This is a genomic window from Streptomyces sp. NPDC006997 (assembly GCF_040635175.1).
Taxonomy (GTDB): Bacteria; Actinomycetota; Actinomycetes; order Streptomycetales; family Streptomycetaceae; genus Streptomyces.
In genome coordinates this window covers 1-23,924 of record NZ_JBEYHH010000064.1, presented here as the reverse complement: position 1 = coordinate 23,924, position 23,924 = coordinate 1, and the positions used below count along the sequence as shown (strand labels likewise).

Annotated in this window: 22 protein-coding genes and 4 pseudogenes; 8 read left to right on the top strand and 18 right to left on the bottom strand. The window is 68.5% G+C overall.

The annotated features are described in order from the left end of the window. Positions 1-87: 87 nt before the first annotated feature. The 16 genes and pseudogenes from ABZ659_RS34515 to ABZ659_RS34440 form a co-directional block, all read right to left on the bottom strand. Positions 88-543: pseudogene (locus ABZ659_RS34515) on the bottom strand (hypothetical protein); the annotation flags it as partial. A 32-nt stretch (positions 544-575) separates the two neighbouring features. Continuing rightward, entirely contained in the window at positions 576-1,352 is a 777-nt protein-coding gene (locus ABZ659_RS34510; protein ID WP_360228495.1) for a DUF317 domain-containing protein, read from the bottom strand. A gap of 2 nt (positions 1,353-1,354) precedes the next feature. Continuing rightward, positions 1,355-1,714, bottom strand: a complete 360-nt coding sequence (locus ABZ659_RS34505) for a hypothetical protein (protein WP_360228492.1) — start codon at positions 1,712-1,714, stop codon at positions 1,355-1,357. A gap of 239 nt (positions 1,715-1,953) precedes the next feature. Then, a complete protein-coding gene (locus tag ABZ659_RS34500) occupies positions 1,954-2,316 on the bottom strand; it encodes a DUF317 domain-containing protein (protein WP_360228489.1) in 363 nt (120 codons plus the stop codon). A gap of 171 nt (positions 2,317-2,487) precedes the next feature. Beyond that, a pseudogene (locus ABZ659_RS34495) lies at positions 2,488-2,532 on the bottom strand (hypothetical protein); the annotation flags it as partial. Between the two features lie 234 nt (positions 2,533-2,766). Next, positions 2,767-3,120: a hypothetical protein gene (locus ABZ659_RS34490; RefSeq protein WP_360228486.1), complete on the bottom strand. Its 354-nt coding sequence runs from the start codon at positions 3,118-3,120 to the stop codon at positions 2,767-2,769. A 26-nt stretch (positions 3,121-3,146) separates the two neighbouring features. Continuing rightward, positions 3,147-3,949, bottom strand: a pseudogene (locus ABZ659_RS34485) (DUF317 domain-containing protein). Continuing rightward, positions 3,946-4,329 carry a hypothetical protein gene (locus ABZ659_RS34480; RefSeq protein ID WP_346150558.1) on the bottom strand — a complete coding sequence of 128 codons (384 nt, stop codon included), beginning with the start codon at positions 4,327-4,329 and terminating at the stop codon, positions 3,946-3,948. The pseudogene ABZ659_RS34485 and the gene ABZ659_RS34480 overlap by 4 nt, the downstream one beginning before the upstream one ends. 276 nt (positions 4,330-4,605) lie before the next feature. Next, the gene (locus ABZ659_RS34475) at positions 4,606-5,013 is read right to left on the bottom strand and encodes a hypothetical protein (RefSeq protein WP_360228483.1); all 408 of its coding nucleotides are present in this window, start codon (positions 5,011-5,013) and stop codon (positions 4,606-4,608) included. A gap of 17 nt (positions 5,014-5,030) precedes the next feature. Beyond that, positions 5,031-5,690 carry a hypothetical protein gene (locus tag ABZ659_RS34470; RefSeq protein WP_360228480.1) on the bottom strand — a complete coding sequence of 220 codons (660 nt, stop codon included), beginning with the start codon at positions 5,688-5,690 and terminating at the stop codon, positions 5,031-5,033. Further along, positions 5,687-6,445, bottom strand: a complete 759-nt coding sequence (locus tag ABZ659_RS34465; protein WP_360228477.1) for a hypothetical protein — start codon at positions 6,443-6,445, stop codon at positions 5,687-5,689. The genes ABZ659_RS34470 and ABZ659_RS34465 overlap by 4 nt, the downstream gene beginning before the upstream one ends. 26 nt (positions 6,446-6,471) lie before the next feature. Next, positions 6,472-6,834, bottom strand: coding sequence for a hypothetical protein (locus ABZ659_RS34460; RefSeq protein WP_360228474.1), 363 nt, complete (start codon positions 6,832-6,834; stop codon positions 6,472-6,474). 354 nt (positions 6,835-7,188) lie between these two features. Continuing rightward, positions 7,189-8,037, bottom strand: a complete 849-nt coding sequence (locus ABZ659_RS34455) for a relaxase/mobilization nuclease (protein WP_360228471.1) — start codon at positions 8,035-8,037, stop codon at positions 7,189-7,191. Continuing rightward, on the bottom strand, positions 8,034-8,561 hold the full coding sequence (locus ABZ659_RS34450) for a hypothetical protein (protein WP_360228468.1): 528 nt from the start codon (positions 8,559-8,561) through the stop codon (positions 8,034-8,036). The genes ABZ659_RS34455 and ABZ659_RS34450 overlap by 4 nt, the downstream gene beginning before the upstream one ends. Before the next feature lie 257 nt (positions 8,562-8,818). Then, entirely contained in the window at positions 8,819-9,262 is a 444-nt protein-coding gene (locus ABZ659_RS34445; RefSeq protein WP_360228465.1) for a hypothetical protein, read from the bottom strand. Between the two features lie 100 nt (positions 9,263-9,362). After that, entirely contained in the window at positions 9,363-9,749 is a 387-nt protein-coding gene (locus ABZ659_RS34440; protein WP_360228462.1) for a hypothetical protein, read from the bottom strand. Between the two features lie 307 nt (positions 9,750-10,056). Between ABZ659_RS34440 and ABZ659_RS34435 the strand changes: the two genes are divergently transcribed. Next, positions 10,057-10,428, top strand: coding sequence for a CU044_2847 family protein (locus tag ABZ659_RS34435; RefSeq protein ID WP_360228459.1), 372 nt, complete (start codon positions 10,057-10,059; stop codon positions 10,426-10,428). A gap of 52 nt (positions 10,429-10,480) precedes the next feature. After that, a complete protein-coding gene (locus ABZ659_RS34430; protein ID WP_360228456.1) occupies positions 10,481-14,740 on the top strand; it encodes a trypsin-like peptidase domain-containing protein in 4,260 nt (1,419 codons plus the stop codon). Positions 14,741-15,183: 443 nt separating this feature from the next. Here ABZ659_RS34430 and ABZ659_RS34425 read toward each other — a convergent pair. Then, positions 15,184-16,436, bottom strand: a protein-coding gene (locus tag ABZ659_RS34425; protein ID WP_360228498.1) for an IS3 family transposase whose coding sequence is annotated in 2 segments (ribosomal slippage) — positions 15,184-16,100 and positions 16,100-16,436 — 1,254 coding nt in all. Because the reading frame shifts where the segments join, the coding sequence is not laid out codon by codon here. 455 nt (positions 16,437-16,891) lie between these two features. Between ABZ659_RS34425 and ABZ659_RS34420 the strand changes: the two genes are divergently transcribed. The 3 genes and pseudogenes from ABZ659_RS34420 (at position 16,892) to ABZ659_RS34410 (ending at position 19,789) form a co-directional block, all read left to right on the top strand. Next, the gene (locus ABZ659_RS34420) at positions 16,892-17,731 is read left to right on the top strand and encodes a DUF1932 domain-containing protein (protein WP_360228453.1); all 840 of its coding nucleotides are present in this window, start codon (positions 16,892-16,894) and stop codon (positions 17,729-17,731) included. A gap of 458 nt (positions 17,732-18,189) precedes the next feature. Then, positions 18,190-18,519: pseudogene (locus tag ABZ659_RS34415) on the top strand (ATP-binding protein); the annotation flags it as partial. A gap of 370 nt (positions 18,520-18,889) precedes the next feature. Continuing rightward, a complete protein-coding gene (locus ABZ659_RS34410) occupies positions 18,890-19,789 on the top strand; it encodes a TauD/TfdA family dioxygenase (RefSeq protein WP_360228450.1) in 900 nt (299 codons plus the stop codon). Between the two features lie 136 nt (positions 19,790-19,925). On the opposite strand, the gene ABZ659_RS34405 is transcribed toward ABZ659_RS34410, so the two are convergent. Next, positions 19,926-20,699, bottom strand: a complete 774-nt coding sequence (locus tag ABZ659_RS34405; protein ID WP_360228447.1) for a glycosyltransferase family 2 protein — start codon at positions 20,697-20,699, stop codon at positions 19,926-19,928. A gap of 66 nt (positions 20,700-20,765) precedes the next feature. Between ABZ659_RS34405 and ABZ659_RS34400 the strand changes: the two genes are divergently transcribed. The 3 genes from ABZ659_RS34400 to ABZ659_RS34390 are packed head-to-tail and all read left to right on the top strand — an operon-like array spanning position 20,766 to position 23,845. Next, the gene (locus ABZ659_RS34400) at positions 20,766-22,016 is read left to right on the top strand and encodes a nucleotide sugar dehydrogenase (protein ID WP_360228444.1); all 1,251 of its coding nucleotides are present in this window, start codon (positions 20,766-20,768) and stop codon (positions 22,014-22,016) included. Between the two features lie 48 nt (positions 22,017-22,064). Continuing rightward, positions 22,065-23,450 carry a hypothetical protein gene (locus ABZ659_RS34395; RefSeq protein WP_360228441.1) on the top strand — a complete coding sequence of 462 codons (1,386 nt, stop codon included), beginning with the start codon at positions 22,065-22,067 and terminating at the stop codon, positions 23,448-23,450. Beyond that, positions 23,447-23,845 carry a hypothetical protein gene (locus tag ABZ659_RS34390; protein ID WP_360228438.1) on the top strand — a complete coding sequence of 133 codons (399 nt, stop codon included), beginning with the start codon at positions 23,447-23,449 and terminating at the stop codon, positions 23,843-23,845. The genes ABZ659_RS34395 and ABZ659_RS34390 overlap by 4 nt, the downstream gene beginning before the upstream one ends. Positions 23,846-23,924: the final 79 nt, after the last annotated feature.

The window sequence follows — 23,924 nt, the reverse complement described above, 5'->3', positions numbered from 1 at the left end:
GTACCGCTTCGTGTACTTACTTCCCACCTGGTGCTACTTCCTCTGGAACCTCAAGGTCCCAGTCTCCAGGTGTCCACGATCAAGGGGAAGCTTCATGCCGGTGTCGCGGGCTTCGATGTGCTTGGCGTCCTTCAGGCTCGGGCGCAGCGAGCGGGCTTTGTCGGTGATCGCCTTGGCCATCAAGGGCTCGATGTCCCGGGCCTTGGCCATGCCGGTGATCTTCTTCCGGCCGCCGCCACGGTTCTTGTGCCGGAGCCACAGGGCGACCGCCGTCCCCCCGAGAGCCAGGAGGAGCAGAACGGGAACGATGCGTGCCCCGATGAGCAGGGACGTTTCTCCCAGAGCGGGCCAGACCTGCTCGGGGTGGAGCAAGGCGTTGGTCGGCTGGTAGGGGGCCCAGCTGGTGCCGGCGAGGTAGGCGGTGATGTTGCCGCACAGCCAGGCCAGGTGGGACAGGGGGACGACGACGGCGAGCACGCCGATCAGGAGGCGCAGGACGAGGTCGTATCCGTCGGTGTTGCTGCTGGAGGAGGAGGGGGGCAAGGGCTATGAGCTTCCGGGCGGGGACGGAGGGATCAGCGCTGGCGGTGGCGCTCGGTCTGCGGCCGTTGCGGAGGATGCGTGCCCGTCGCCGGCGGGCCGGATCGGCGTGCGGCGAGGGAGCGGATGCGTTCTTCCAGGGCGCCAGCGACCTGCTGGGCGGGTACTTCCCGGTGCGAGCGGGTGATGAGGTCCGGGTTGCGAGTTGGGAGGCTGGAGGGGCTGGCGGTGCGCGGCACCGGTCGGGGGTCGGTGAGTGCGGTGGTGAACGCGGTGATCAGGTGGGGTGGGGTGTGCTCGCTGAAGTGGGCTTGCCACAGGAGAGCCCGGAAGTCGCGGAGGGCGGTGTCGACCCACCAGGCCCTGGTTGTCTCGTCGGCCTCGACGCGGACGGTGCCGTCGGGTGAGGCGAGCCGGTGGTGGTTGTAGGCCGGAATCCAGCCTGCTTTGAGAAGCGGCTCCTGCGGATCCCCGTTGTCTGCTGGCTCGGCAGTGGGATCGGTCAGCGCATCGGTGAACGTCGCGATCATTTCTACGGGGGTGCGGGCATCGAAGCTGGCGAACCAGGCGGGCCGGTCCGGCGCGGGGGCGTGCTGCAGAGTCCACCACCGTCCGTCGGGGTCGGGCTCCAGCCGCAGGAGGGCCTTCTGGTCGGGGCTGGAAAGCAGGACGCGGGGCATCAGGGGGTCGTGACCGTAGCTCCAGCCGCAGGCACGGTGGAGAGGGACGGTGACCCAGGCGGGGTCACCGCCGCCGGCCAGGTGGCGCGGGGCGATGTAGTCGATGTCGACGTTGGCGGGGCGGTCGAGCATGGTCACCGTCCCCTCGCGCCGTGTCCGCTGCGCCGGGACGTCAGGGCGGGAAGCTGCGGGCGCTTCAGCCGGGACGGTGCTCGGCGTGCGGCGGCCTGGATGTCGAGGACGACGCGGCCGTGGCAGGCCCAGTCGTCCAGGTAGCTCCAGCACTCCGCGTGATGCTCGTCCAGCGCGTCGACATACGCTGCGCTGCCCGGTCCGGTGCCCTCGGAGAGCTGGGCCCTGGTCTCTTGCCACCGGGCATCCAGGGTGTCGAGGTGGCTCAGTGCCTCCTCCAGGATGGTCAGTTGCCCGGGCCAGCTGTCCCGCGTGAGGTGTGCGGGCAGGTGCAGGAGCTGGAGCCGGGCGGTGGCCAGCAATTGGCGGGCGCCAGGATGGATGCTGGCGAACGCTGCGGCGGTGTCTGCGTCACGGACGGCGGCCCGGCGGCCGTAGGCGTCCTCGTCGAAGGGCCAGCCGTCCAGGTCCGTGTTGAACTCGGTGAAGGCGTCCCAGGACGCCAGGATCCGTTCACTGTGGCGCAGATAGCGATTGAGGCGCCGCAGCGAGGTGCGGCGGCCGTGGTTCGTGGTGCGGGAGATGAGAGCATCCTTTGAGGTCAGCGGCGGGCGGCCGACTGGACGGCGGTCGTGGGCGCCGGGGGTGTCGCGGGGGCAGTCTGCTGACGGCGCACGGCGCGGGCCTGTGCGCGGAGCGTCTTCACCCGGGCGGTGTGCGCGTCGACTACCTGTTGAGGGCGCAGCGGGCTCGGCTCCCGGACGGCGCTGTAGTGGGCGGTGCGGTCGAACATGCCGCGCTGCAGCGGGCTCTGGTCGGCCAGCGCGCCCAGGAAGGCACCGACGAGGCGATCGGGAACGTGCTCGTCGAGGAAGGCGTGCCAGATCCGCGGGCCCGGGAATGATTCGTCGCTACTTGTCCTGACCTCGATGTGCCAGGACGGCCGTTCATGGAACTCACTCATGGGGCGGTGCTCGATCCGGCACAGCGAGTCCGGAGAGAACGCTCTCCCGGCATCCTCGTACTGCCAGCCTGCGCTGGTCACCGGCTGCCAGGGCTCCGGTTGCGATGAGGGCGGTGTGACGAGGGCGTCGGTGAGGCCGGCGAGGACCTCGGCCGGCACGAGTTCACCGAACTCGGCGTACCAGCCATGGTCGTTGTCGCCGGGGGCGGCCCGCAGCCGCCACCAGGCGCAGGTGGCGGACTGCGGGTCGAACTGCAGGCGGGTAGCGGTGATCAGGGCTGGCCATCACGAGCTCGGCGCTGAGCGGGTCGGAGACCGTGGCCCATCCGGCCGCGGCCAGGCCGTGGGTGACGTGACGGGCGTCGCCAGGGCCGGCGAGGTGGCGGGGGCTGGTGTCGAAGGGGATCTGCCCGGCGTGCTTGTCGGCGAAGGCGTCAAGCTGGTGCTCGCTCAACGGCACCGGCTGCACCCCTGCTCGCTCTCGGCGTCGTCGTGCAGCGCACGCAGCTCGTCCAGGACGTAGTGGAGGGTGTGCTGGTCGGTCTGTTCCCAGGCGGCTGAATGCAGCTCGGCGATGAGGACGTTGACGTGCGCGGTACGTGGGATGGCCTGGTGTTCCTGGATGGTGCGGGCGAGGGCACGCAGCGTGTCGGCGAGCTGGACGGGCAGGCCCGTGTACTCGTCGAGGAGCGGCTCAACGAGGGCGAGGGCTTCATCGGGGTCGGGAATCTCGCGCAGGTACTCGGTGACGTCCGACAGCGTTTCAGTCAGGGCGCGCAGGGTTTCCGGGGTGGGGGCAGGCATCGGGCTCCTTCAGATGGGGATGGAGATCAGCGGCGGGTCCGGGCACCGCCGGCCGGGGCGTAGGGACGGGCGGTGGTGCGGGGCCGGGGGCTTCGGGCGCTGTTGCGGGCCCAGGTCGCGGCGCGGGCAGCTGTAATCCGGGCCTGCTGCCAGGCGCTGAGCTGGGAGGGCTTGACGGAGACCGACCAGGTCCGGATCTGGGCGCTGTGCGGGACACGTCCGCGTGGGCGCATCACCGGGTCCGGGCCGGCAAGTTCGGTGGAGAAGGCTTGGACCAGGTGCATCGGCGTGTTCGGCGTGAAGTGGGCAGTCCAGCCGTTGCCCTGCTTGTCCTGCGCTCCTGTCCACCACATCGCCGAGTCATCGACGCCCTGGCGGTACTGCATCCACGCGGTGCCGTCGGGGCTGCTCGCCGAATAGTCTTGGCCCTCGAACCGCGTGTGCCAGTTCTGCTCCTGCAGAGGTGCCCAGACATTGGGGGCGTGTGCGGAGCGGGGCGGGTGAGGGCGTCGGTAAGACCGGCGACGATCTCCACCGGAGTCTGCCGGCCCAGGTGCGCAGACCATTCACCGGTCGCGCCGCCTGCCCGGCCGTGGATGGTCCATCCGCCCGGCAGGATGTAGGGGTCGTAGGCGACGCGGACGGTGCGGTCCGGGCTCTCCATGAGCAGCGGGCCGCCCTTATTGGACTTCTCCCGCCAGCCCGAGGCGCGCAGGAACTCCGAGACGTGCCGGACGTCACCGCCGCCTGCCAGGGCACGGGGCTGGACGAGGTAGTGCTGCTCGGCCTGCTCGCCCGGCCCCCAGCCCTGCCACTGCTTCTTCTTCACCGGCGCCGCCGTGCGACGAGCGGGGCAGGAGCCGGAGGCTTCGCCGCGCTGGTGGCCGGTCGGGTGCCGAGGTGCTGGAGGAGGTCCTGGTGCTCGTCCAGGTCCAGGCTGATGTCGTGCAGTTCGTTGGCGGCACGGCCCAAGGCGAGCCATACCTCCGCTGGCAGGGCGCCTCGTTCTGCCTCGCTCTTGGCGAAGTGGCTGCCGGTGATGACGAGGTGAGTGACGCCGCCGAGGACTCCGTTGTCCGGGTCGAGGACGCGGGCGATGACCTGCGCTGCCTGGGGCGGGGGAAGCTGGGAGAGGTGGTCGGAGAGCTGGCCGAGCTGGCGGGTGATCTCGTCGGCCAGTCTCACCGGGTAGGGGGCGGGGTGGGACATGCTCCTCCGGGTGTGTGGACGGTCAGTGGTGGTGGCGCTGCCCGATGCGTTGCGCCTCGGTGGGGACGGCTTGCGGGCGGGCGCCGGCCGGTGGGGAGGCGCGGTCGGGGCCGGCCGTGATGCAGGCGCGTAGATAGCGGCGGAACAGGGCGGTTGCGAGCCGGGGTTTGAGCCGATGGCTGATCGGTGCGGGTGTGCGTTCTGCTACGGGTTTCTCCGTGGAATCGGGCGGCGGGGCGGTGGGCGGCCCCGGCGTGGTGCCGGGGCCGCCCGGGCTTACGGGGCGCGGCGGGCCGGTGCGGAGTACGAGGAGGGACTGGCGGGCGCCGGTTGCTGCGAGGCGGGTCGGGCCGCGCGCGCGTGGAGGCGGTGCACGGCCTGCTGGTAGAGGGCCTCGTCGAAGACCTCGGGGTCGCAGTTGACCGTGTATCCGGCCATGAGCTGGGCGGGGATGGCGCGGTTCGCCAGGCGTTTCTGCTCCTCGGCACCGAGGTGGTCGGGCACGGTGTGCCGGATGTCGAGCGGCTCGCCTGTGGGGTATTCGTGGCGTTCGAGGCCGAGCTGTTCCAGCAGGTCGTGGAGGCCGGCGGGGGCGCCGGTGGGGGTGTCGGCGTGGATGGTGGTCGTCAGGGCCTTGATGTAGATCTCGACGTCTGTGCCGTACTCGTCGGCCAGATTGGCCATACGTTTCATCTCCGGGGTCAGCGGCGGCGGGGAACCGGGGACGGTGCACGGCCCGCTGCCGGTGTCGGGGCCGGTGCGGTCGCTGGCCGCTGCGCCGGGCGGGCGGCGTGGTTGCGGGCGTGCAGGATGACGCGGGCGGCTTCGCTCAGGGAGTTGGCCGTGCTGCCGAGCCGTGCGATGGGCTCGGGTTCCTCGCCGGGCGCGGCGCCATGGAGATCACTGGCGGCGATCCAGGAGCGGACGATCACTTCTCTGGTCAGGGGCAGCAGCCCGTGCACGGGCGCAGCTACCTCGGTCAGGACCTCGGCCACCTCGCTACTGGTCTCGGTGGCCGAGACCCGCTCGGCGAGTTGGGTGAGGTAGCGCACGGCTGCGTCACGGTCGCCGTCGGGGGCGGCCAGCATGTTCAGGGCGGGGTCGAGGTGGACGCTGTGGCCGGCGGCGAGCAGGGCGTGCGAGGCGGTGGTCGCCTTCAGGCGCTGCTGCTCGATGGGCAGGCCGTGCGGAAGACGGTGGTAGTCCCCGCGGGGTCCGGGAGAGGTGAGGAAGCCGCCGGTCCGCTGAAGGATGTCTGCTGCTTGCTCGGTGCCGCCGATGGCCACGACCAGACCGGTGCGGGGGTCCTTGGTGATGGTGACGTACTCCAGGACCCAGAAGTCGGGCTCCGTCTGGTTCATCGCGTCCTGGCGGTGGGTGTGCGGGCGCCGGCGGGGGCCGGCGGCATGGAGGCCGGGGCGGAGGTGGGCGCGTGGCGTCCGGCGGGGTGCTGGAGGGCGGTGCCGATGCCGAGCACGTCGAGCTGCGGGCCGATCTCGCGCAGGGCCCGGGCCTGGGCCTGGGTGTCGTCACCACTCAGGCGGTAGATGCCGCTGTGCGGGTCCTGGATGAAGCCGTGGGCAGCGAGGATGGTGTCGGCCCGGTCGTCGGCGGAGGCGGTGGCGACGCTGCCGTCCGGCTGCCAGGTCAGGACGACCCGGTCCGGCTGGGAGGGCTGGATGCCGTCCAGGGCGTTGTGCCGGACCTGGGCGAGCGCACGGTCGTAGCGGACGAGCAGATCATTTGCGACCTGCTCGGCGCCGAGGAACGGGTCGTCGGTCAGGGCGATGCCGTTGGGCTCGGGGACGCCGCGGTACGCCTCGTCCGGCAGGGCGTGCGGGGCGACGGCGGCGAGGAGGAAGCCGTCGCGTTCGTCGTGCCGGTCGATCAGGACGAGCTGGGCGCCGTCGGGGCGGCTGAGGACGGCTGCCTGCTGCAGGGGGTGTTCGGCCAGGGAGGCGGCGACCAGGTCCAGGTCCCAGATGCGGTCGGTGAGTTCGGCGAGGTCGTCCTTGGCGTCGCCCGTCAGGTGGGTGCTGGTCCAGGTGTCGGGGAGTTCGCCGGCGAGGACGTCGGCGTAGGAGGCAAGGCGCTCGGAGTTGACGTGGTCGTGCATGGTGTCCTTGGGCAGTTGCAGGGGCGTTAGCGGCGCAGGTGGGTGGCACCGACGGGTGGCGGTGCCGGGGCTGGCAGGGCCCGCGGCGGGGCTGGGCAGGCGGACACGGCGGAGCGTTCGGGCTCGTGGTCGGGAACTTGCTCTGTGCAGGCGCGGCGGCCGGGGTGAGGGGCGTGCCGGTCGGCCAGCCGTTCGCGGGTGTGCGCGAGGTCGGAGTGGATGACGCGGACGTATGCGTCGGCGAGGTAGCGCAGGCGCCCGGCGGTGTACGGATCGCTCGCGTCGCCGAGCCCGTCGAAGAACTGGGCCAGGGCGCCGAGGGTTTCCTCGAACCCGGCGAGGACGCCGTCGTGGGGCGCGGTGAGTTCGGTGAGGATGTCGGCTGCCATGGCGGTGTCGGTGGCCTCGCGCAGGCGTTCTGCGAGGTGGGAGACCGAGGCGCCGAGCGTGGGATAGGCCGCGGGGCGGGCGTCGGTGTCGAAGCGCTCGTCGCAGTCGACGTGGTACCCGACGGCCCGAAGGCGCCCTACGGCATCGATGGCGAGACGGGACTCCTCGTCCTCGGTCAGGCCGGCGGGGGCGCGGTGGTAGCTCTCGTGGAGGCGGACGACCGCGACGAATCCCGCGCGCTGGAGAATGCTGTGTGCCTCAGCGTCGCCCCGCGGGCGAGGAGTTCGCCGAAGTGCGGGTCCCGGCGGATGTCCAGCAAGCGGCCGGTGGTGCGGGGCAAAGAGACGTTTCTCCTACGGAGATCGGTGGGTGGTGCGCCGGGCCGCGGCCGGTGCGGCGGCGGTCCGGGGCTGGGCCAGATGGGCCGCAGTGGCGTCCAGGTCCTGCTGAATCGCATGAAGGCGGCGGGCGATCAGCTCCAGACGGTGCGCCGTGTCCGTGCCGGCAGCCCCCGGTTGGCGGGCGATCCGGTACGCGGTGTGCTCGACCAGTCCGCGGACCGTGGCCAGCGGGCCGGCCTGTTCGTCGGCGAGCTGCGCGAGGACGCCCGCGAGCTGCGCCGATGCGGTCGGGACCGTACGGGCAGCGGACCACTGCGTGGTGCCGGTGCGGACGGGGATCAGGTTCAGGTCCTGCTCGATGCGGCGCGCTTCGTCCGCAAGCCGTCGCAGGATGTCGGTGGGAGGGGTGCGCCAGGTGCCGTCGAGGTGGATCAGGTTGGCGATCAGATCCAGACGTCCGGGCTGGCCCTGGACAGCGATCCACCGCCACCCGTGCTCTGCGGCGCCGGGCACCTCGATACCAGCGGCCCGCGCGAACCGGTGGGCGGTTTCGGACCACTCGGGACCTGTCAGCTCCCGGTCGTCCGGATGGAGCCGGACGTCGAGATGGAGGATCGCGTGCCGGTCGTCGTCCGGGCTGGCAGCGAACGGATGCTCCAGGTACGGATCTTCGAGGTGCTCGGCCCACTCAACGGACGTCCAGGTCCTCTGCTCGTCGTCCGGGGTGTAGTAGTCCAGGCCCGGCCAGTGGGCGACCACGGTGTACTCCGTCAGGCCCTCGCTCGGGAAAAGGGGCCGCCCGAGCGCCTCGGCCAGCGGCTCGCGCGGCGAGTGGGCCCTTGCATGCAGACGGGGGATCACGACGGCACCCCGCTCGACGCGTAGGTGGGCGACCGGTGCTGATGAAGGTCGCGGGCCGCACAGAGCAGCGAGCGCTCGCGCATCAGGTCGGCGTGAACCGAGATGTCTCCCGGCGGAAGACAGTCGATCGCCCTGTCGATGGCGCTCAGCCCCTCCTCGTACCGGCCCAGCCGGCGCAGAGCACCCGCCATGCGGAAGAGGACGATCGGGTCGGTGCCGGTGGCGAGGGCGGGCCGCAAGCTGAGGGCCAGGAGACGCTCCGCACCCTCGTCCAGGTCCTGGCCGAGCCACAGCCCGTGCAGCAGGACGTGCAGGGTCTTGGGGTGCTCCTCGGCCGAGGCGAGGACTTCGTCCATGACCATCAGGCCCTCGGGGCGGGACTGGCCAAGCAGCGCGAAGGCGTACAGGGCGCGGGTGTAGCAGTCCAGCGGCTGACGCGCGGTCTGCGCGAGCTGTTCGACGAGGCGCTGGAGGGTGGGACAGCGGAAGTCGAACCGCAGGGCGCTCAGGTACAGATGCGCCAACGTGCGGGTGGTGATCGGATCACGGTGCGTCGCGAGGACATCCTCCGGGGACAGCAGCCCCAGGACGCTGCGGCCGGCTGACCGTGCCGCCCAGGCGGCATCCGCGCACACCTCGGCTGAGGTTTTCCAGTCGGCCCGGATGCCGTGAAGGTCTTCGGCCAGGCGCAGCGGCCAGGAAGGATCGTCCGCAGTTGCGGTGGCTCGGGCCCTGGCCTTGTGAAGCGCAGCGGCACGGTCGGGGCGGTTCGTGGGGGAAGTCACCGGCCGCCCCTGGTGTCTGCGGTGTGCACGAGCTGGCCCAGAGCGGTGGTGGTGTACCAGCCGCAGTCGATCAGCTCGTCGCGGCCGGCGAACCTCGTAAGAAGGGCGTCTTCCATGGCCCGCAGGTAGATCAGGCAGTCCGGGCAGCGGCGCGAGAGGTGCACGAGGTAGCGGGGGTGAGCGGTGACGTAGGACTGAGCACCACCGGTGGGATCACGCAGTCGCCATCCGTCCTCGTCGGTGGGGGTGTGCCAGGAGGGGGCGACGATGCGCATGGAGTCTCCCCACAGCTCTCCGCCGGCCACACCCTTGAGGACGACGACGGTGTCCCCGGCCTGAAAGTGTGCGTGAGTGATATCCCGGCCGGGAGTGAGCGGGTCGGGGGTGAGGGCGGTGACGGGGGTGGGCTGAGGCTGATGGTCCCAGGACGGAGGGAGCACGCGGTTCCTTCCACGCGATGGCTGTCGGGGTGGGAGCATCAATAGTCCGGAGGAACGCCGGTTTGGCTAACCGGCGTTTCCCGGCTATGTTGCCCCGCCGTCAGCGGAACGGATTCTCCGTCCCGCGGTCCGTCTCGGTGGCTGCGTCGAGGAGTTCGAGCAGGTCAGTGCCTTCGGAGTCGCGCTGGTCAATCCACCAACCGGCACGGGTGATGGAGCGGGCCTTCTCCTCCAGCTCCGCCCAGTCCGCCTCGTCCCACCTGCCCTCGACGACCAGGGCGGTGTGCGCGGCCCTCATCAGCTGATGGCGGGAGCGCTCACCCCAGTCCAGGGCCTTGGCCGGGCCCTCCAGCTGCGGCATGTCGAACTGCTTGGCCCAGGCGGCGGATGCCTCCTGCTCCTCGGCGCGCTTCTCCGCGAGCCACTTCTCCTTGGTCTCGGAGTCGGCGTCGCGCGCCGCCTTCCAGCAGTCGGTGCTTATCTGCACTTCACCTGAACGAGTGTGTCGCTCGCAAGCCGGTGCCTGGTCGGTGAGCAGGACGATCGCCGTTGAGGGCGTGGGTATGTCAGCCGAGATGCTGATGACGGTCTGGGGGAGGGTGTCGTGTTTGCACAGGTACACCGGGGCGACCAGTGCGTCTGCGCGGGGCAGCCTGCAGCGGTCGGTTACCCCTGCGGGTGCACAAGGGGCAGGTACTTTTCGCCATAAAAGGCGATCACGCCTCCCCTTCAGACAGGCCGTGAATACGCTCGCCGTGTACTTCACTTGTACCGGACCTGAGACGAGGAACCCCATGGCCCCGAACGAACGCCGTCCCTTTCACGTGGTTGAAGTGCCCTTGGGTGAAGGGGGAGGCGTTGTACGGGTACAGGTCGACGAGGCCGACGAGTCCGTGGTCCGGGTCGGCCGGGGCAGCCGGACGGCGGCTCGTGCCGATGAGTCCCTGGACCGGATGCTAGAAGTGGTCCGGCCGGTAGCGAACGCGTTCGTCGGGCGCTGCCGGGACATGGCGCGACAGCCTGACGAAGCGACGCTCGCGTTCGGTATGTCACTGTCGGCCGACGCAAAGATCCTCATCGCCGGATCGTCGGCCACCGCGAACTTCTCGGTCAGCCTCACCTGGCATAACGACAACGCAGACGCGTTGCAGACGCCGGAGGGCTGAGACAGTCATGGCTATGGGGGGCCCGGCGGGCGGAGAGGTACGCGAGCCCGCGATGGCGTCGTCGGTCGTGCGGGTCCGAAGCAAGGACGGCGCAATTGTGGGCGCAGGCTTCCTCGTTGCCGGAGACACAGTACTGACCTGCGCGCATGTGGTGTCCGACGCCTTGGAACAGCCCCGGGAATCCATCGTCGAAGCAGGGGCTGTGGTCGGACTCGACCTGCCGTTCGCCGTCGGCCACCCAAGAGGGACGGCGGAGGTCGTGCACTGGGTGCCTGTCCGGGAGGACCAGGGCGGTGACGTGGCCGTGCTGCGTCTGCTCGTCCCTCTGCCCGGAGCCCGCCCCTTGCCGATGGCCGACGTCGGGGACGTCTGGGACCACCAGACCCGGGCGGTCGGCTTTACCGACGATGCGCCTGACGGCAACTGGCAACAGGGGCGTTTTCGCGGTCCTGTCGGGAGTTCTTTGGTGCAGCTCTCCCGGGCGGACGGCCAGGCTGTCCATGTGAGGCCGGGATTCAGCGGGAGTCCGGTCTGGGACGAGGCCCTGGGCGTGGCAGTGGGTATGGTCGTCGCGTCGCAGCCGGTGCGGGAGGCGCAGCAGGCGTTCGTGATGCGCACGGAGGCGCTGTCCGGGGAGGCGCCCGGTCTCAGGAAGATTCTGCTCCCCGCCAAGCCTTTCCTCGGTCTCCAGCCGTTCGGGGAGGACGCGAAGGACGTGTTCTTCGGCCGGGACAGCGACATCGACCGGGTGGTCACCGCCCTGGAGGGTGACCACCCGGTGGTCACGGTGTGCGGCCCTTCGGGCAGTGGCAAATCCTCCCTCGCACTGGCCGGCGTGGTGCCCCGGTTACGCCGGGCCCAGTGGGAAGCCCTGGCTATTGACTGCGGCGGCGTGAGTGTGCCGCAGGCAGCCTTGGCCACAGAGCTTTTCGAGCGGGCAGCGGGCGCTCCCGGTCCCGCGCGGGCGGAGCACGCGGACCGGGTGGAGGCATGGCTGCGGCAGTTGGGGCTCGTAGACGCCTTCCACCGGGCCACCGGCCGCACCGCGAAGCGTCTGCTCGTCGTCCTCGACCAGGCGGAAGCCCTCCTTAGCCTGCCCGAGCCAGACCTCACCAAGACACTGAGCCTGTTGTTCCCGCCCCGCCGCAACGGCTTGCGGGTACTGGCCACCTTGCGTGCCGACGTCATCAACACCGCGCTGGAACACCCTCGTCTGGCCCCCGTGCTGACTGCCGGACTAACCCTTCCCTTGTCGTCGATGACCCGCGACCAGCTCCACAGCGTCATCACGCGCCCTCTCGAAAGGGCGCCCGGGGTGACTTACGACCCGGGCCTGGACCTGCGGATCCTGGATGATGCTGGCACCGACCCGGGCGTCCTTCCCCTCCTGGGGTTCGTGTTGGAACAGCTATGGGAGCGACAACGCGGCGGACGGCTGAGTGCCGCGACGTATCAGGAGATCGGAGGGGTCAAGGGCGCCTTGCTCCAGCACGCCGAACAGGTGTGGAAGAGCTGCGTGCCGACCGGCTCGGAACAGGAGGCACGGCGTCTGCTGGCTGGGCTGGTGCGTGTGGTTCCCGGCGGAGACGCCATGCTGCGGCGCGCGCTGACGCGGGAGGAGGCAGGCGAGGAGCGCTGGCGTCTGGCCCAGGCTATGGCCGCGAAGGACCATCGACTGCTCGTCCTGCACGGTGGGGAGGGCAGGCCCGAGAGCGCTGAGCTGGCGCACGAGGCCCTGATCACGCAGTGGCCCGAACTGGCCGAGGCGGTCCGCGTCGACGCCGACTTCCTTAACGCACGAGCCGAGGTCCAGCATGACCTGGACCGGTGGGAGCGAATGGGACGCCGTTCGGACCTTCTGCCGGGGGGTTTCCAGCTCGACTCCCTCACGAAGCGACTGCACAAGCGTGAAGAGGAACTGAGTGAGGATCACCGGGAGTTCCTGGCTGCAGCACGCCGACGGCGAAAGAGGTTCCGCTGGCGGACACGGGCCGGTTGGACGGCCGGCGCCTTGGTGCTGGCGCTCATCGCGACGTTGCTCACCTTCAATGTCCTGGAGTCCCGGATCAGCGCCCAGAGGGCTGGCGAAGCACGCTCCCGGGCGCTGTCGGTGCAGTCAGACGAACTGGTCGACACCAACCCTGGCCACGCCGCCTTAGCCGCGGTCGCCGCCTACGACACCGAGCCGACACAGGAAGCCCGTAATGCGCTGCTGCGGCGGTACACCGAGAACCGGAACCTGGAATGGAGTCTGTCGGGAGCCGAGGGGAAGTTCGAGGACGCCGCGATGAGTGCGGATGGCAAGGTGACGCTGGTGACGACCGACGGCGGGCGTGCCCTGCTGTTCGTACGTACAGCGCAGGGCAAAGTGCGGCAGGAGAGTCTTCAGCTGCGTCCCAACGTCAAATCTCCCAGGGTGAGCTTCGACGGACGGCGAATCTCCTATCTGCGTAAAGATGACGGAGTGATCGTCTGGCATGACGTTACCCCAGCGGCGAAAAGACTGCTGGGGCGGGCGCATCCGCTCGAATCGCCAGACTCGGGCGGCCTCGGTCCGGAGAAAAGTGTCGATGCCGTGGTCCAATTCAAGGTGACGTCGTTTTCTCGCGATGCCCGCTTTCTGGTCGAATCAGGGGATGACGGCTGGACTACCGGGGTGTTCGACCAGCCGGAGTTTCCTGTGCGGGTGTGGGATCTGGATACGGGGCGCCCGTATGCGTTGCCGAAGAAGTACTCCATTGCCACGTCGGCATGGTTCGGTCCCGACAATCACACGCTGGTACTGGAATCGGCGAGTAGGTCGATAATCGCCGTTGACATCCGGACCGGAAAGATGCGTCGACTGACCGACTCGTCCGACACGGTTTCCAAGAGGTCGGACGGCGGCAGCTGGGTGTCGGCCGATGGAACCGTGGCGCTCTCCTGCCGGAAGGGAAGCGAGGACTACAACTCGCCGCAGAGTGGCGCCTACTACAAAGCGATTCGCGTGGCAGACGGACGAGTCCTGCGCAGCTACCGGTGGGGTGACAACGAGTGCGGAACCACGCTCCTCGACCCCTCGGGGAAGCGGTTCGCCCGGCATGGAAGTCTCAGTAACGATTGGGAAGTCCTGGAAACCTTCGCAAACGCACGCCCCCAGAAGTTCATAGGCCCCGATCTAGGGTTCAGCGACCGCGCGGGCTTTCCCTTGCTCGGCACCGCCCGAGCCCCGGTGGTGCCCGTCCAGAGAAAGACCGAAATCACCGGGCAGGAGCTGGCCACCTCCGACGGCGAAACCGCATACGGACCCCCGCAGTTGCTGGGGGACGGGAGCACGATGCTGGTCCGTACAGGGGAGGAGGGCAGCAAGCTGATCGTGGTGGAAACTGAAGGGGAGAAGCGGGTCCTGTCCGAGGTATCCAATACATTCGAGATTCCGCCTACCAAGGACCAACTCCTCGGAGTCAACCGGTCGAAGACGCTCATGGCGGATGTGTCGGACGAGAACCGGGTGACGGTTCGTCGACTGCCCTCCTTGAAGAAAGTCTCCGAATTCACTGTGACGCGACCACCCTTGCAGAGGGGGAAGAATTGGCGGGAGCCCGTATCTCTTGTATTCCAGCCTGACGGCCAGCTTGTAACGCTCTCCGGCACACAGATCGAGCGTTGGAACATCAACGACGGCCGCCGCCTACGCGCGCCGATCGACCTGAAGGACCTCCGTCTGACCTCCCAGGACGAACCGGAGTATTCTGTGGACGAGCATCGCGTCCCGGGAACGATCGCGGTCCACGCATCCGGGGAGCCAACCCTGTACGCCGTCGACCTGCGCACCGGCCGTGAGCGGAAAGACCTCCGGCTCACGTTTGGCGAGGACCTCCTCACGGCGAGCTTCCTTCAGGACAGCCGGTACCTGGCCGTGCTCACCACGGGCCGTATCGTGGAACTGTGGTCCGCTGAACCGCGGCAGACCCCACGACGAGTAATGGGCCCGTTCGGGCCGCTGGAACTCGGCGAATTCACGGTCGGAAACCCCGAAGGTGCCGACTTCTTCGTGGCCTACGGCAGTACAGCCGTCTTCCTCAAAGCGGACGATCCCTCGTACCGGGACACGTACAAGTTCGGTGCTGAACAAACCTTTGCCGCCACCAACACCAAAGACGGCAAAGCACTCCTCGGTGCTCCTGTTGAGGCCGCGGGTGTCCTGCAACTCACCCGCCTAGACCCCGCGCTCTGGAAGCAGCATCTCTGCAAGGTTGTCGGCCGCAACCTCAGCCATGACGAACGCAGCGCGCTGCCAGGCCCGCTGCCGGACGAGATCTGCCCCCCCTGATTCGGCCGGTCCAGGCCAGCTCGGCATCTGCACCGACGCAAGGTCTCAACGCCCTCGCGAGTTACTCGGCGTTGCATCCGTGACACCGGCGGCCCCCGCAGCCCGACAGAACACATTAGGAGCCAGTGGACCAAGATCAGCACCCAGGGAAGATCACCCTACAGTTACTGCAACCCATCCGTGAGTACGTACATCCTGCTCCGCAGTGGTCTGTCAGCGGCAGAACTGCTTGTATCGGCCGGGGACGTGGACGGGTTCACGGTGTGGTCTCCTGCGGTGTTGCGTTGGTGCGTGCGAGAGGGATGCCGAGGTTGACGACGGGCCGATGAAGGCGCCGCCTGGTTTCGTCTCTCTTGGCTCGCAAGAGGGTGAGGGTCAGGTCGATGCCTTCGCTCTCCCCGCGCCGGGCCTTCCCCCGCGAAAGTGGACACGCGTTCGGGTGGTTATGCGGCCAGCGTGAGCTTATCGGACTCCTGCTGGTGTCGGTGTTCGTAGTCGACGGGGCTGAGGTGTCCGTTGGCAGAGTGCCTGCGGCGGGTGTTGTAGAGGGTGAGCCAGCGGAAGACGGTGCGTCGGCAGAGTTCCGCTCCCGGGTAATGGTGGGCGCCGCGCAGGGTCTCGCGCTTGAGGGTGGCGTGGAAGCTCTCGCAGGCGGCGTTGTCGGCGGAGGTGCCGACCGCGCCCATGGACTGGGTGACGCCCAATTCGTCGCACAGTTCGGCGAATTCACGCGATGTGTACTGGGCACCGTGATCGGAGTGGAAGACCGCGCCGCTCTGACCGCCGCGGGTGGCGGCTGCCATCCGCAGGGCGTCGGCGACGAGTTCGGTGCGCATGTGGGCGGCGATGGACCAGCCGACCACCCGGCGGCTGAAGCAGTCCAGGACGGTGGCCAGATAGAGGAACTGGCCGTCTCCGGTGGGGAGATAGGTGATGTCGCCCATGTATTTGACTCCGGGCGCCGGGGCGGTGAAGTCCCGCTGGAACAGGTCCGCCACCGGTGTCGCCGACGGCTCGGGGATCGTGGTGCGGACCCGTTTGCGCAGGCGTATGCCCTGGATGGAGAACTTGCGCATCACACGGGCCACCCGTTTCTCGTTGATCTTGCGGCCGTCGGCGCGGAGCTCGGCGGTGATCCGCGGGGAGCCGTAGGCGCCGTCGGAGTCGGTGTGGACGGCGCGGATCTGTTCGGCCAGGGCCCGGTCGGCGGCCTGCCGCGCGGTCCGCGCGTCGGCCCCGTCCCGCCACTTGTAGTAGCTGGACCGGTTCACGCCCAGCACCTGGCACAACCGCTTCACGCCGAAGGCGTCCCGGTGGTCGTGGACGAACTGGAAGCGGTTCACCAGTTCGTCTCCCCGGCGAAATACTTGGCTGCCTTGCGCAGGATGTCCCGTTCGGTGGCCAGCTTCCGCTCGTTCGCCTCAAGCTCGGCCACCCGGGCCTCGAGCTGCCGGATGCGCTCGTCCGGGTCGGCGGACGGTGCCGGCTGTCCTGCCCGGGCCGGCGCAGCCCCACCTGACCGAGTGGCCGCGGGGGCGACGCCGCGACGTTCCCGGTCCCGCAGCACCCACTCACGCAGCGTCGCCCTGTTGACGCCCAGGTCAGCGGCGATGCTCTTGTAGGTCGCCCCGGGCGTGGACTCGTACAGGGCCACGGCATCGGCCTTGAACTCGTCCGAGTAGTCCTTCATCGCCATCGGCGGTGTTCTCGCTTCCTCCGGATCAAGCAGATCCAGTATCAGCGTGTCCACCACTCAGGGGGAGGCCCCCAACTCTTCTACGCGAGCAGCACCCACCTGTGGCTCGGAGGCAATCAGCACCTGAACGACGCCGAAGCGCGAGCCGACGAGGCAGTGCGCATGTTTGAGGCTGCCTCACCGGAACAGCGTCGCCTGGGAGAGATGTCGTTGGCGCGCATGGACTTGGCCACGGCCCGTCTGAGCCGCGGGGATCTCGACGGCGCGGCTCTGCAGATCTACGACGTGCTCGGGGTGAACGCGCGTCGCCGTACAGAGAGCGTCCGGAAACGTGTGGAGCAGTTCGGCCGCCACCTTGCCCTTCACCCTGCGGGCGCTACCCCGGCGGGCATTGCGATGCGTGAGGCTATCGTCGCTCACCAAGAGCGGACCCCGGCCGAGCTTCCCCCTGGAGGATGACAGTGACCACGGTGACTATCCTGCACCCCGGCGCCATGGGGGCGGCCGTGGCCGCCCAGGCCATCGGGGCTCGCCGTGTGCTGTGGGTTGCGGTAGGGCGCAGCTCCTCGACGGCTGAGCGTGCCAAGGTCGCGGGCTTGATGCCCTGTATGTCGCTCGAAGAAGCTCTCGGCGCGAGCGACGTTGTCCTTTCCATCTGTCCGCCGCATGCTGCGGAGGACGTTGCGACCGAGGTCTCCAGATCCGCCTTTGAAGGTCTCTACATCGACGCTAACGCGATCAGCCCTCAGCGTATGGAACGGATCGCAAGTGAGATCCGTCCGGCCTCCGTCGTCCTCGACGGCGCGATCTTCGGCCCTCCGCCCGGCGCAGGGCGTTCGTGCCGCCTCTATGTAGCGGGTGACAGCCATGCCGCAGAACTCGTGCACACCTTGTTCAAGGACTCAGCGGTGGAGGTACGTAGCGCCGGCGGACACGTCGGTTCCGCCTCGGCTCTCAAAGCATCGTTTGCGGGTTTCCAGAAGGCCGCCCGCACGCTGGCCGGCGTTTCGCACGCTCTCGCCGACGCCCATGGCGTCGCCGACCTCCTCACCGACGAGGCGAAGAGGATGCCATCGCAGATCCTCTCCGATCCGGAGTACCTGCGCAGCGTTGCGGCACGAGCGTGGCGGTGGGGTCCCGAGATGGAGGAAGTCGCAGACGCACTCAGAGCGGCCGGGCTCCCGACCGAAATGGCCCAAGCAGCGGCCTCCGTGATGGCGCGCTGGGAGCACGATAAGGATCAGTACGACTTGCCCCTCGCTGACGCTCTCGCGCACCTACGGCAAGACTCCTGACTCAAGCGGAGAGGACTCCACCAGGGTGGATCGTCGCGCTTTCCTCGCTACGAGCGGCCTTGCCGCCCTCGCCTCCAAAAACCTCGTCCACCCCGTGACCTCAGCTCCCCTCCCCGGGGATACCGAGTCAGATCGGCCCACGCAGCCCGGGACCTGCGGGGCTTGGTCCACCGCATCGGCTTGCCTATCTGACCAGCGGGGTCCCCCTGATCTGGCTGGGCACATAGGTCCGTACGCGGCTGGGGACGGTCGGTGCGTGACTGCTGCACAGGCGCCGCATGCGGCCCAGCACGTTGGTCTGTACGCAACTCCCGCACCTGAGCTGACGTTCCCCGCCGGCCGAGCCTAATCCGGTTCGGAGATCGTGGGTTCACCGTCGTGAACACCTCTGCGTGCTGGGGCCCTTACCTTCGGTCACGGTCCGGGCGGCGCCGCTTGGAGAGAGGGTGCGTCCCGCGATGTTCAGCACTGTAATGCGTCACGACTTCCAGGTGACCTCCGAGGCGGAGTACGTCCCGCTGGCCCGCCGTGATGCCGCCAAGGTCCCTGCCGACTGGGGGATGTCCGAGGAGGTCGTGAGAACCGCCTGCCTGATCATCAGTGAGCTGGTGACGAACGTGGTGCGGCACGCGGCCGTGCTCTCGCCCGCCGGCGTGGTCACCCTCGCTGTCGATGAGCAGCACGCGCTGGTGCTGGCCGTCGCGGATGCCCACCCGCTCAAGCCTAAGCCGCTGCCCGCCGCACACGACCTCGGTGCCCGTGGTCTGTTCCTTGTCGACGCCTTGGTGAGGGAAGTCCACGGCAGAGCCGAGATCCTCCCGGAGACCGCTACGGGCGGCAAGCGGATCGCTATCCGTCTTCCCTTGGTCCCCGATGCGGCCTATTCCACAGCACGGCGCCATCAGGCGGCGGCTCCAGAGCCGTTGACGACCTGCACCTTGTTTGCACACGACACAAACCCGCTGTCGGTCACCGCTTCCCGAGCGGTTTTATCGAGCTCACCCTGGCGCCGACCAGCGCCGGTGTACCTGGCGACACTCACGGCCCCGAGGCCCCACAGCTCTACGAGACTTACCCGCTGCCGCACCGCCCGCGACGCCAGGACGACAGCGGTACCCGAACAGCACCCCGAAACCCCCAAGAGACAGGAGATTTTGCGTGCTCATCGACATCCCGAGCGAACTCGAAGCCGCTCTGATCGACCTTCCTCTCCCTACGTGGGAACTGGACCGTTCGTTCCTGGCGAAGTCCACCATGGAGCGCTACCGGACCGAGTTGACGGCCACCCCGCAGTTCGAGGAGACCGCTGCGACGCTGCGCCACGCGCTGACTTGGGAGGGCGGCGGATACGCCGTGCTGCGTCTGGGAAACCTCGCCAAGGCGCTGGGGACCGGCGACCGGTTCCGGCGGCTGGTGACTGGCTTCGCGGCCGAGGTGGCGGTCCCCTTCTCGCCTTTCCCGCGGTGGCCCCTGTGGAAGGACATCGGGGTCAAGGTCGACAAGGACCCCGGCAAGTCCAGCGGTATCGGGTACAACGCCTTCCACATGGACCTGGTGAACGCGAGCCTGCCGCCGGACTACACGACGCTCCTGTGCGTTCGCCCCGACCCGCTCGGCGGCGGCCTCAGCATCCTCTCCGACGCCCACGCGGCGGTGGCGCGGCTGTCGGAGGGCTGCCGCGCCCTGCTGGCCGAGTCGGCTTACCACTACGGGACCTTCTTCGACCTGTTCGGCGTGGGCGAGGAGTACAAGCCGTTCCCGATCCTGGACGGCTCCGACTCGGGCGAAGGGTTCGTCCGGTTCACTGCCAAGATGCTGGCGAGGTCCGAACTCAGCCAGGCGCACGTCGAATCCGCCAGGGAACTCGCCGAGGAACTTGTCCGGGGGCAGGTCTCCTTCATGCTCCAGCCCGGGGACTACCTCATCGTGGCGCAGCGCCGTTTCCTGCACGGCCGAGAAGCGCTTCACAGCGGTCAGGAGACCATCCCGGCTGCCGACCGCCGGTTGCTCCTCCAGTTGTTCCTGCGCGCGGGGGCTGGCGCCGGCTCGGCCGCGTAGTCGGCCGATGCCACCGGTGACCCACCGAGTCCCGCTCCTGGGTCCAGCCCCCGAGCACGCGGCTCGGCTACGGGGCGGCGCATGGTCGGGCACACCCAGAAACGGCTGCTTACCGGGCTCCCTGGGCTCGCGCGCGTTAGATGCGCGAGTTGCGCAGGGACTGCCAGGCAGCGCCGGCCAGCGCCCGCGTGGCCTGTGGGACCGACAGATCCTCGTGCTCGCGGTACAGCGACCAGTTGTACTTGACCAAGGACATCTTGTTGGAGGACAGCGATCCCGTCTGGCCCGCCCGGTACACGGCGAGCGGTTCGGCCAGCCCGCGGGCGTCGGCGCCGTCTCGCATGATGCTCAGCCACAGCGCGTAGTCCTGGCGCTTGCGCATTTCCGGCATCAGCCGGGTGCCCAGGGCGTTGCGGTCGTACATGGCAGTGAGGGCGCCGATGTAGTCCCGGCGCAGCATCGCGCGGTAGTCCACGTGCCCGCGCGCGCGGATCACCCGTCCGTTGGGGACCCAGTCGATGCTCTCGCCGTCGTAGTCGGCGTCCATCTTGTAATAGCTGGTGAACGTCAGCGGCGCATCGCCCTCGGCGGCGAAGGCGAGCTGCTTCTCGGTTTTCTCCGGCAACCACAGGTCGTCGGAGTCGAGGAACGCGATGTAGTCCCCGCGGGCCCGCTCGATCGCGAGGTTGCGGGCCCGGCCCGCACCGCCCCGCTCGGGCGCTGTCTGGGGCAGTACGCGCTCGTCCTGGGCGGCGAACTCCATCAGCAGGTCCATGGAGTTGTCGGAGGACTGGTCGTCGGTGACCAGCAGCTCTACGTCAGCGTGCGTCTGCGTGAGCACCGATCGGACGGCCGCGCCGAGGGTGGCTGCCGAGTTGTAGACGGGCATCACGACAGACACCAGGGGCACAGCACTTCTCCTTGCCGGACGAGGAATGACGGTCCATTCAAGCACCGCATTCGAGTAGGAGCTGTCATGCAGATAGTTGTCGCTGGTCAGGGCTACGTAGGGCTTCCCCTGGCGGTCCGCGCCGCAGAGGTGGGGCACCGTGTCGTCGGCTACGACGTGGACCCGCACCGCGTCCAGCAGCTCGCCGCCGGCCAGTCCTGCGTGCCGGACGTGGCCTCCTCGCGGCTTCGCGCCGTGCTGGACTCCGGGGACTACTCCGCGACCGCCGACGGGGCGAAGCTGGCTGGCTTCGACATTGCGGTGATCACCGTGCCGACTCCGCTGCGGGACGGTGTGCCCGACCTGAGCTACATCGAGTCCTGCGCCCGGACACTGGGTGAGCACCTGCGCCACGGCGCGACGGTGGTTCTGGAGTCCACGAGCTATCCCGGCACCACCGAGGAGCTGCTGCTGCCGATCTTGGAAGAGACTTCGGGCCTCAAGGGCGGGGCAGACTTCCTGGCCGGCTTTAGCCCCGAGCGGATCGGGAACAAGAGGTGGTCGTTCGACGGGACGCCGAAGCTGGTGTCCGGAATCGACGCCAAATCGCTGGTCGTGATCAAGAACTTCTATGACGGTATCTTCCAGACCACGGTGCCGGTGTCAGGGCCGAAGGTCGCTGAGCTGGCCAAGCTGCTGGAGAACACCTTCCGGTTCGTCAACATCTCCATGATCAACGAGATGGCGATGCTGGCCGATGCCCTCGGCGTGAACATCTGGGAGGCGATCGACGCCGCCGCGACCAAGCCGTTCGGATTCACGAAGTTCACCCCAGGGCCGGGGGTCGGCGGGCACTGCCTGCCCGTCGACCCGATGTTCCTCTCGTGGAAGGCCCAGCAGGAGCTCGGCATCCCGTTCCGGTTCGCGGAACTCGCTGCCGACGTGAACCGGAACATGCCCAACTACGTAGTCCGGCGCCTCGTGGGAGCACTCAACAAGCGGGGCATACCGGTCAGCGGATCTCAGATTCTGCTCCTCGGTCTGACCTACAAGTACGACGCCACCGACCTGCGCAATTCCCCGTCGGCACGTGTCGCCGAACTTCTTATCGGCCTCGGTGCCGATGTCCGCGGCTCCGAACCCAACATCCCGGACGGCGTCGACACCGAGCTGAACGTGCCCCGGGTCGATGCGACCCCGGAAGAGGTAGCCGCCGCTGATGCGGTGGTTCTTCTCATGGATCATCCGCGATTCGACCTCGTGATGATCGAGAAGCTCGCGCGGTACGTGCTCGACTGCCGAAACCGTCTGTCCGGAGCGAACGTCGAGACCCTGTAGTAGCCGAACCCCCGTGGCCCGCTGCTGACTTCGACCCCAGGAGTTCCCTTGCGTGACGAATGGGAGCACGTCCACACGGACTACACCCGGCCCGCGCAGCGCCCCGCGCCTGCCTCGTTGGCCGAGAGCGAGGGCGACTGGCGCCGCTACCTGGAAGGTGACACCCCCAACGGCTGGCTTATCCAGCACAGCGCGATGAGCGAAGCGCTCGTCAGCGGCCGGCCCATGTACCTGCTACACACCACCAAGGACATCGCCGCGATCCGAACCAGCGGTGAGCTGCACGTCTCCACCGGGTGCCTGGTCGGTGCACTGTACTGTTCCCCTCTGACCCCTCAGCGGGAAGGACTGCGTCCGCACAATCTCGGCGCCTACCTGATGCAGACGAAGCCCGGCACCACGCCCATGATCTTCGAGGTCACGCCGGACGCTCCGATCCCCACCAAGGGCGTGGACTATCTGCACCTCGGTGCCATCCACCTGCGTACCTACCTGCGCTACCAAAACTTCCTCACCCTGGCCGAGAACGACCAGCTCGACCATGCCGTGCTGACCGGGCTGGGCGCCGCGGCCGGATTCCTCGACACCGCCCTGCGCAACGCAGTCGGCCGCGGCACGGAGGCCCCCGAGTTCATCGACCAGTTGGCCGCTGCCGTGCCCGCTGTACCGTTTCTCGGCTACCTGTACTTCGAGGTGCTGTCCGAGTACCTGATGCTCCACTCCATGACTCCGGAGACCAAGGGCTACGCCCAGGTCGGAGAGCTGAACAACTGGCTGTACAAGCGACTCGCGTTCGCCGCCGTGAGCGGCATGGATCGATTGTTCGACCTGGCCCGCTTCCATCCACGCCACCAGCAACTCGTCCAGCTCATTGCCAGCGTGGAACCGGCGCTCGCTCCGGGAGTCGCCGAATACGTACGGCGGCGGCTGTCCCATCTGTTCGCCCGGATCGCGCTGCACCCGTCTCAAGACGCGGCCACGGTGAGCTTCCGGGGCATTGATCTCAGCGCGCTCCGGTACATCGCGCCCGGGCTGGCCGGGCAGATGGTCTTTCGCGAGATCCGGTACATGCCGCGCTATCGGCATCTCTACCACTGCTTCGAGAAGGCCAAGGCGCTCGAGGCTTGGGACTACTGGAACCACGAGGGCATCCCCACGCCCTTCAACGGCATCCTCCCCAAGGGCGAGATCGGGATACACCCCGTCTACCCCCGGTCGGCAGTCAGGGCGTGGACGGCAAAGCGGGACAGCAGAGGCTTCCTGCACCCAGCCCAGGAGATCGCCGCTGTGCTCACGCCGCACCTGGCGTCGTGGTGGGCGCCATCTCGCAACCGCGAACGGATGATCACCACTGATCCGCAGGTCATGGTGGACCGTAGTGCCCCGTCCTCGGTTCCCGCATACCGGTCATCTATCGAGGGGATCTCCGCGTGACGGCGAAACCCTTGATTATCCTCACCGGCATCAACCGCACGTCCGAGCCTTCGTCCGGCAGCATGATCCTCGTCGGCGACCTCTACCGCGCCATGCCCAACACCCATACGACCTTCCTCGGCCGGACACCGGTCCATCCGGTATGGAAGACCGCGTTCGATCACCTGATCCCCCTTTCCACGACGAAGCAACCCCAGGGCCCTGGCTTCGACGCCTACGTGGACGAGCTGACGCAAGAGGTAGGGAAGCTCATCGAGCAGATCCGGCCGGACGCCATCCACGCCCAGAACGTCGGGTTCGCACTCAGCCTCGCGCTCAGTCGCACCGCCGACACGACCCCGATCATCTCCATCGCTCACGGCCCCGAAGTGATGGCGGCCGGGAGTGTCCAGTAGACGGCTGATCCAGTTTCTGTAGTGGTCAGTTGGCGGCCGGGGTGAGCCGGCCTTCGAAGGCGATCTGGAAGGCGTTCAG

Excerpts from the sequence above, each read along its gene's own strand:
- ABZ659_RS34430 (WP_360228456.1), top strand. The coding sequence starts at position 10,481 with ATGGCGTCGTCGGTCGTGCGGGTCCGAAGCAAGGACGGCGCAATTGTG.
- ABZ659_RS34475 (WP_360228483.1), bottom strand. The coding sequence starts at position 5,013 with ATGGCCAATCTGGCCGACGAGTACGGCACAGACGTCGAGATCTACATC.
- ABZ659_RS34510 (WP_360228495.1), bottom strand. The coding sequence starts at position 1,352 with ATGCTCGACCGCCCCGCCAACGTCGACATCGACTACATCGCCCCGCGC.
- ABZ659_RS34465 (WP_360228477.1), bottom strand. The coding sequence starts at position 6,445 with ATGCACGACCACGTCAACTCCGAGCGCCTTGCCTCCTACGCCGACGTC.
- ABZ659_RS34500 (WP_360228489.1), bottom strand. The coding sequence starts at position 2,316 with ATGAGTGAGTTCCATGAACGGCCGTCCTGGCACATCGAGGTCAGGACA.
- ABZ659_RS34470 (WP_360228480.1), bottom strand. The coding sequence starts at position 5,690 with ATGAACCAGACGGAGCCCGACTTCTGGGTCCTGGAGTACGTCACCATC.
- ABZ659_RS34490 (WP_360228486.1), bottom strand. The coding sequence starts at position 3,120 with ATGCCTGCCCCCACCCCGGAAACCCTGCGCGCCCTGACTGAAACGCTG.
- ABZ659_RS34420 (WP_360228453.1), top strand. The coding sequence starts at position 16,892 with ATGACAGTGACCACGGTGACTATCCTGCACCCCGGCGCCATGGGGGCG.
- ABZ659_RS34460 (WP_360228474.1), bottom strand. The coding sequence starts at position 6,834 with ATGGCAGCCGACATCCTCACCGAACTCACCGCGCCCCACGACGGCGTC.
- ABZ659_RS34400 (WP_360228444.1), top strand. The coding sequence starts at position 20,766 with ATGCAGATAGTTGTCGCTGGTCAGGGCTACGTAGGGCTTCCCCTGGCG.
- ABZ659_RS34435 (WP_360228459.1), top strand. The coding sequence starts at position 10,057 with ATGGCCCCGAACGAACGCCGTCCCTTTCACGTGGTTGAAGTGCCCTTG.
- ABZ659_RS34480 (WP_346150558.1), bottom strand. The coding sequence starts at position 4,329 with ATGTCCCACCCCGCCCCCTACCCGGTGAGACTGGCCGACGAGATCACC.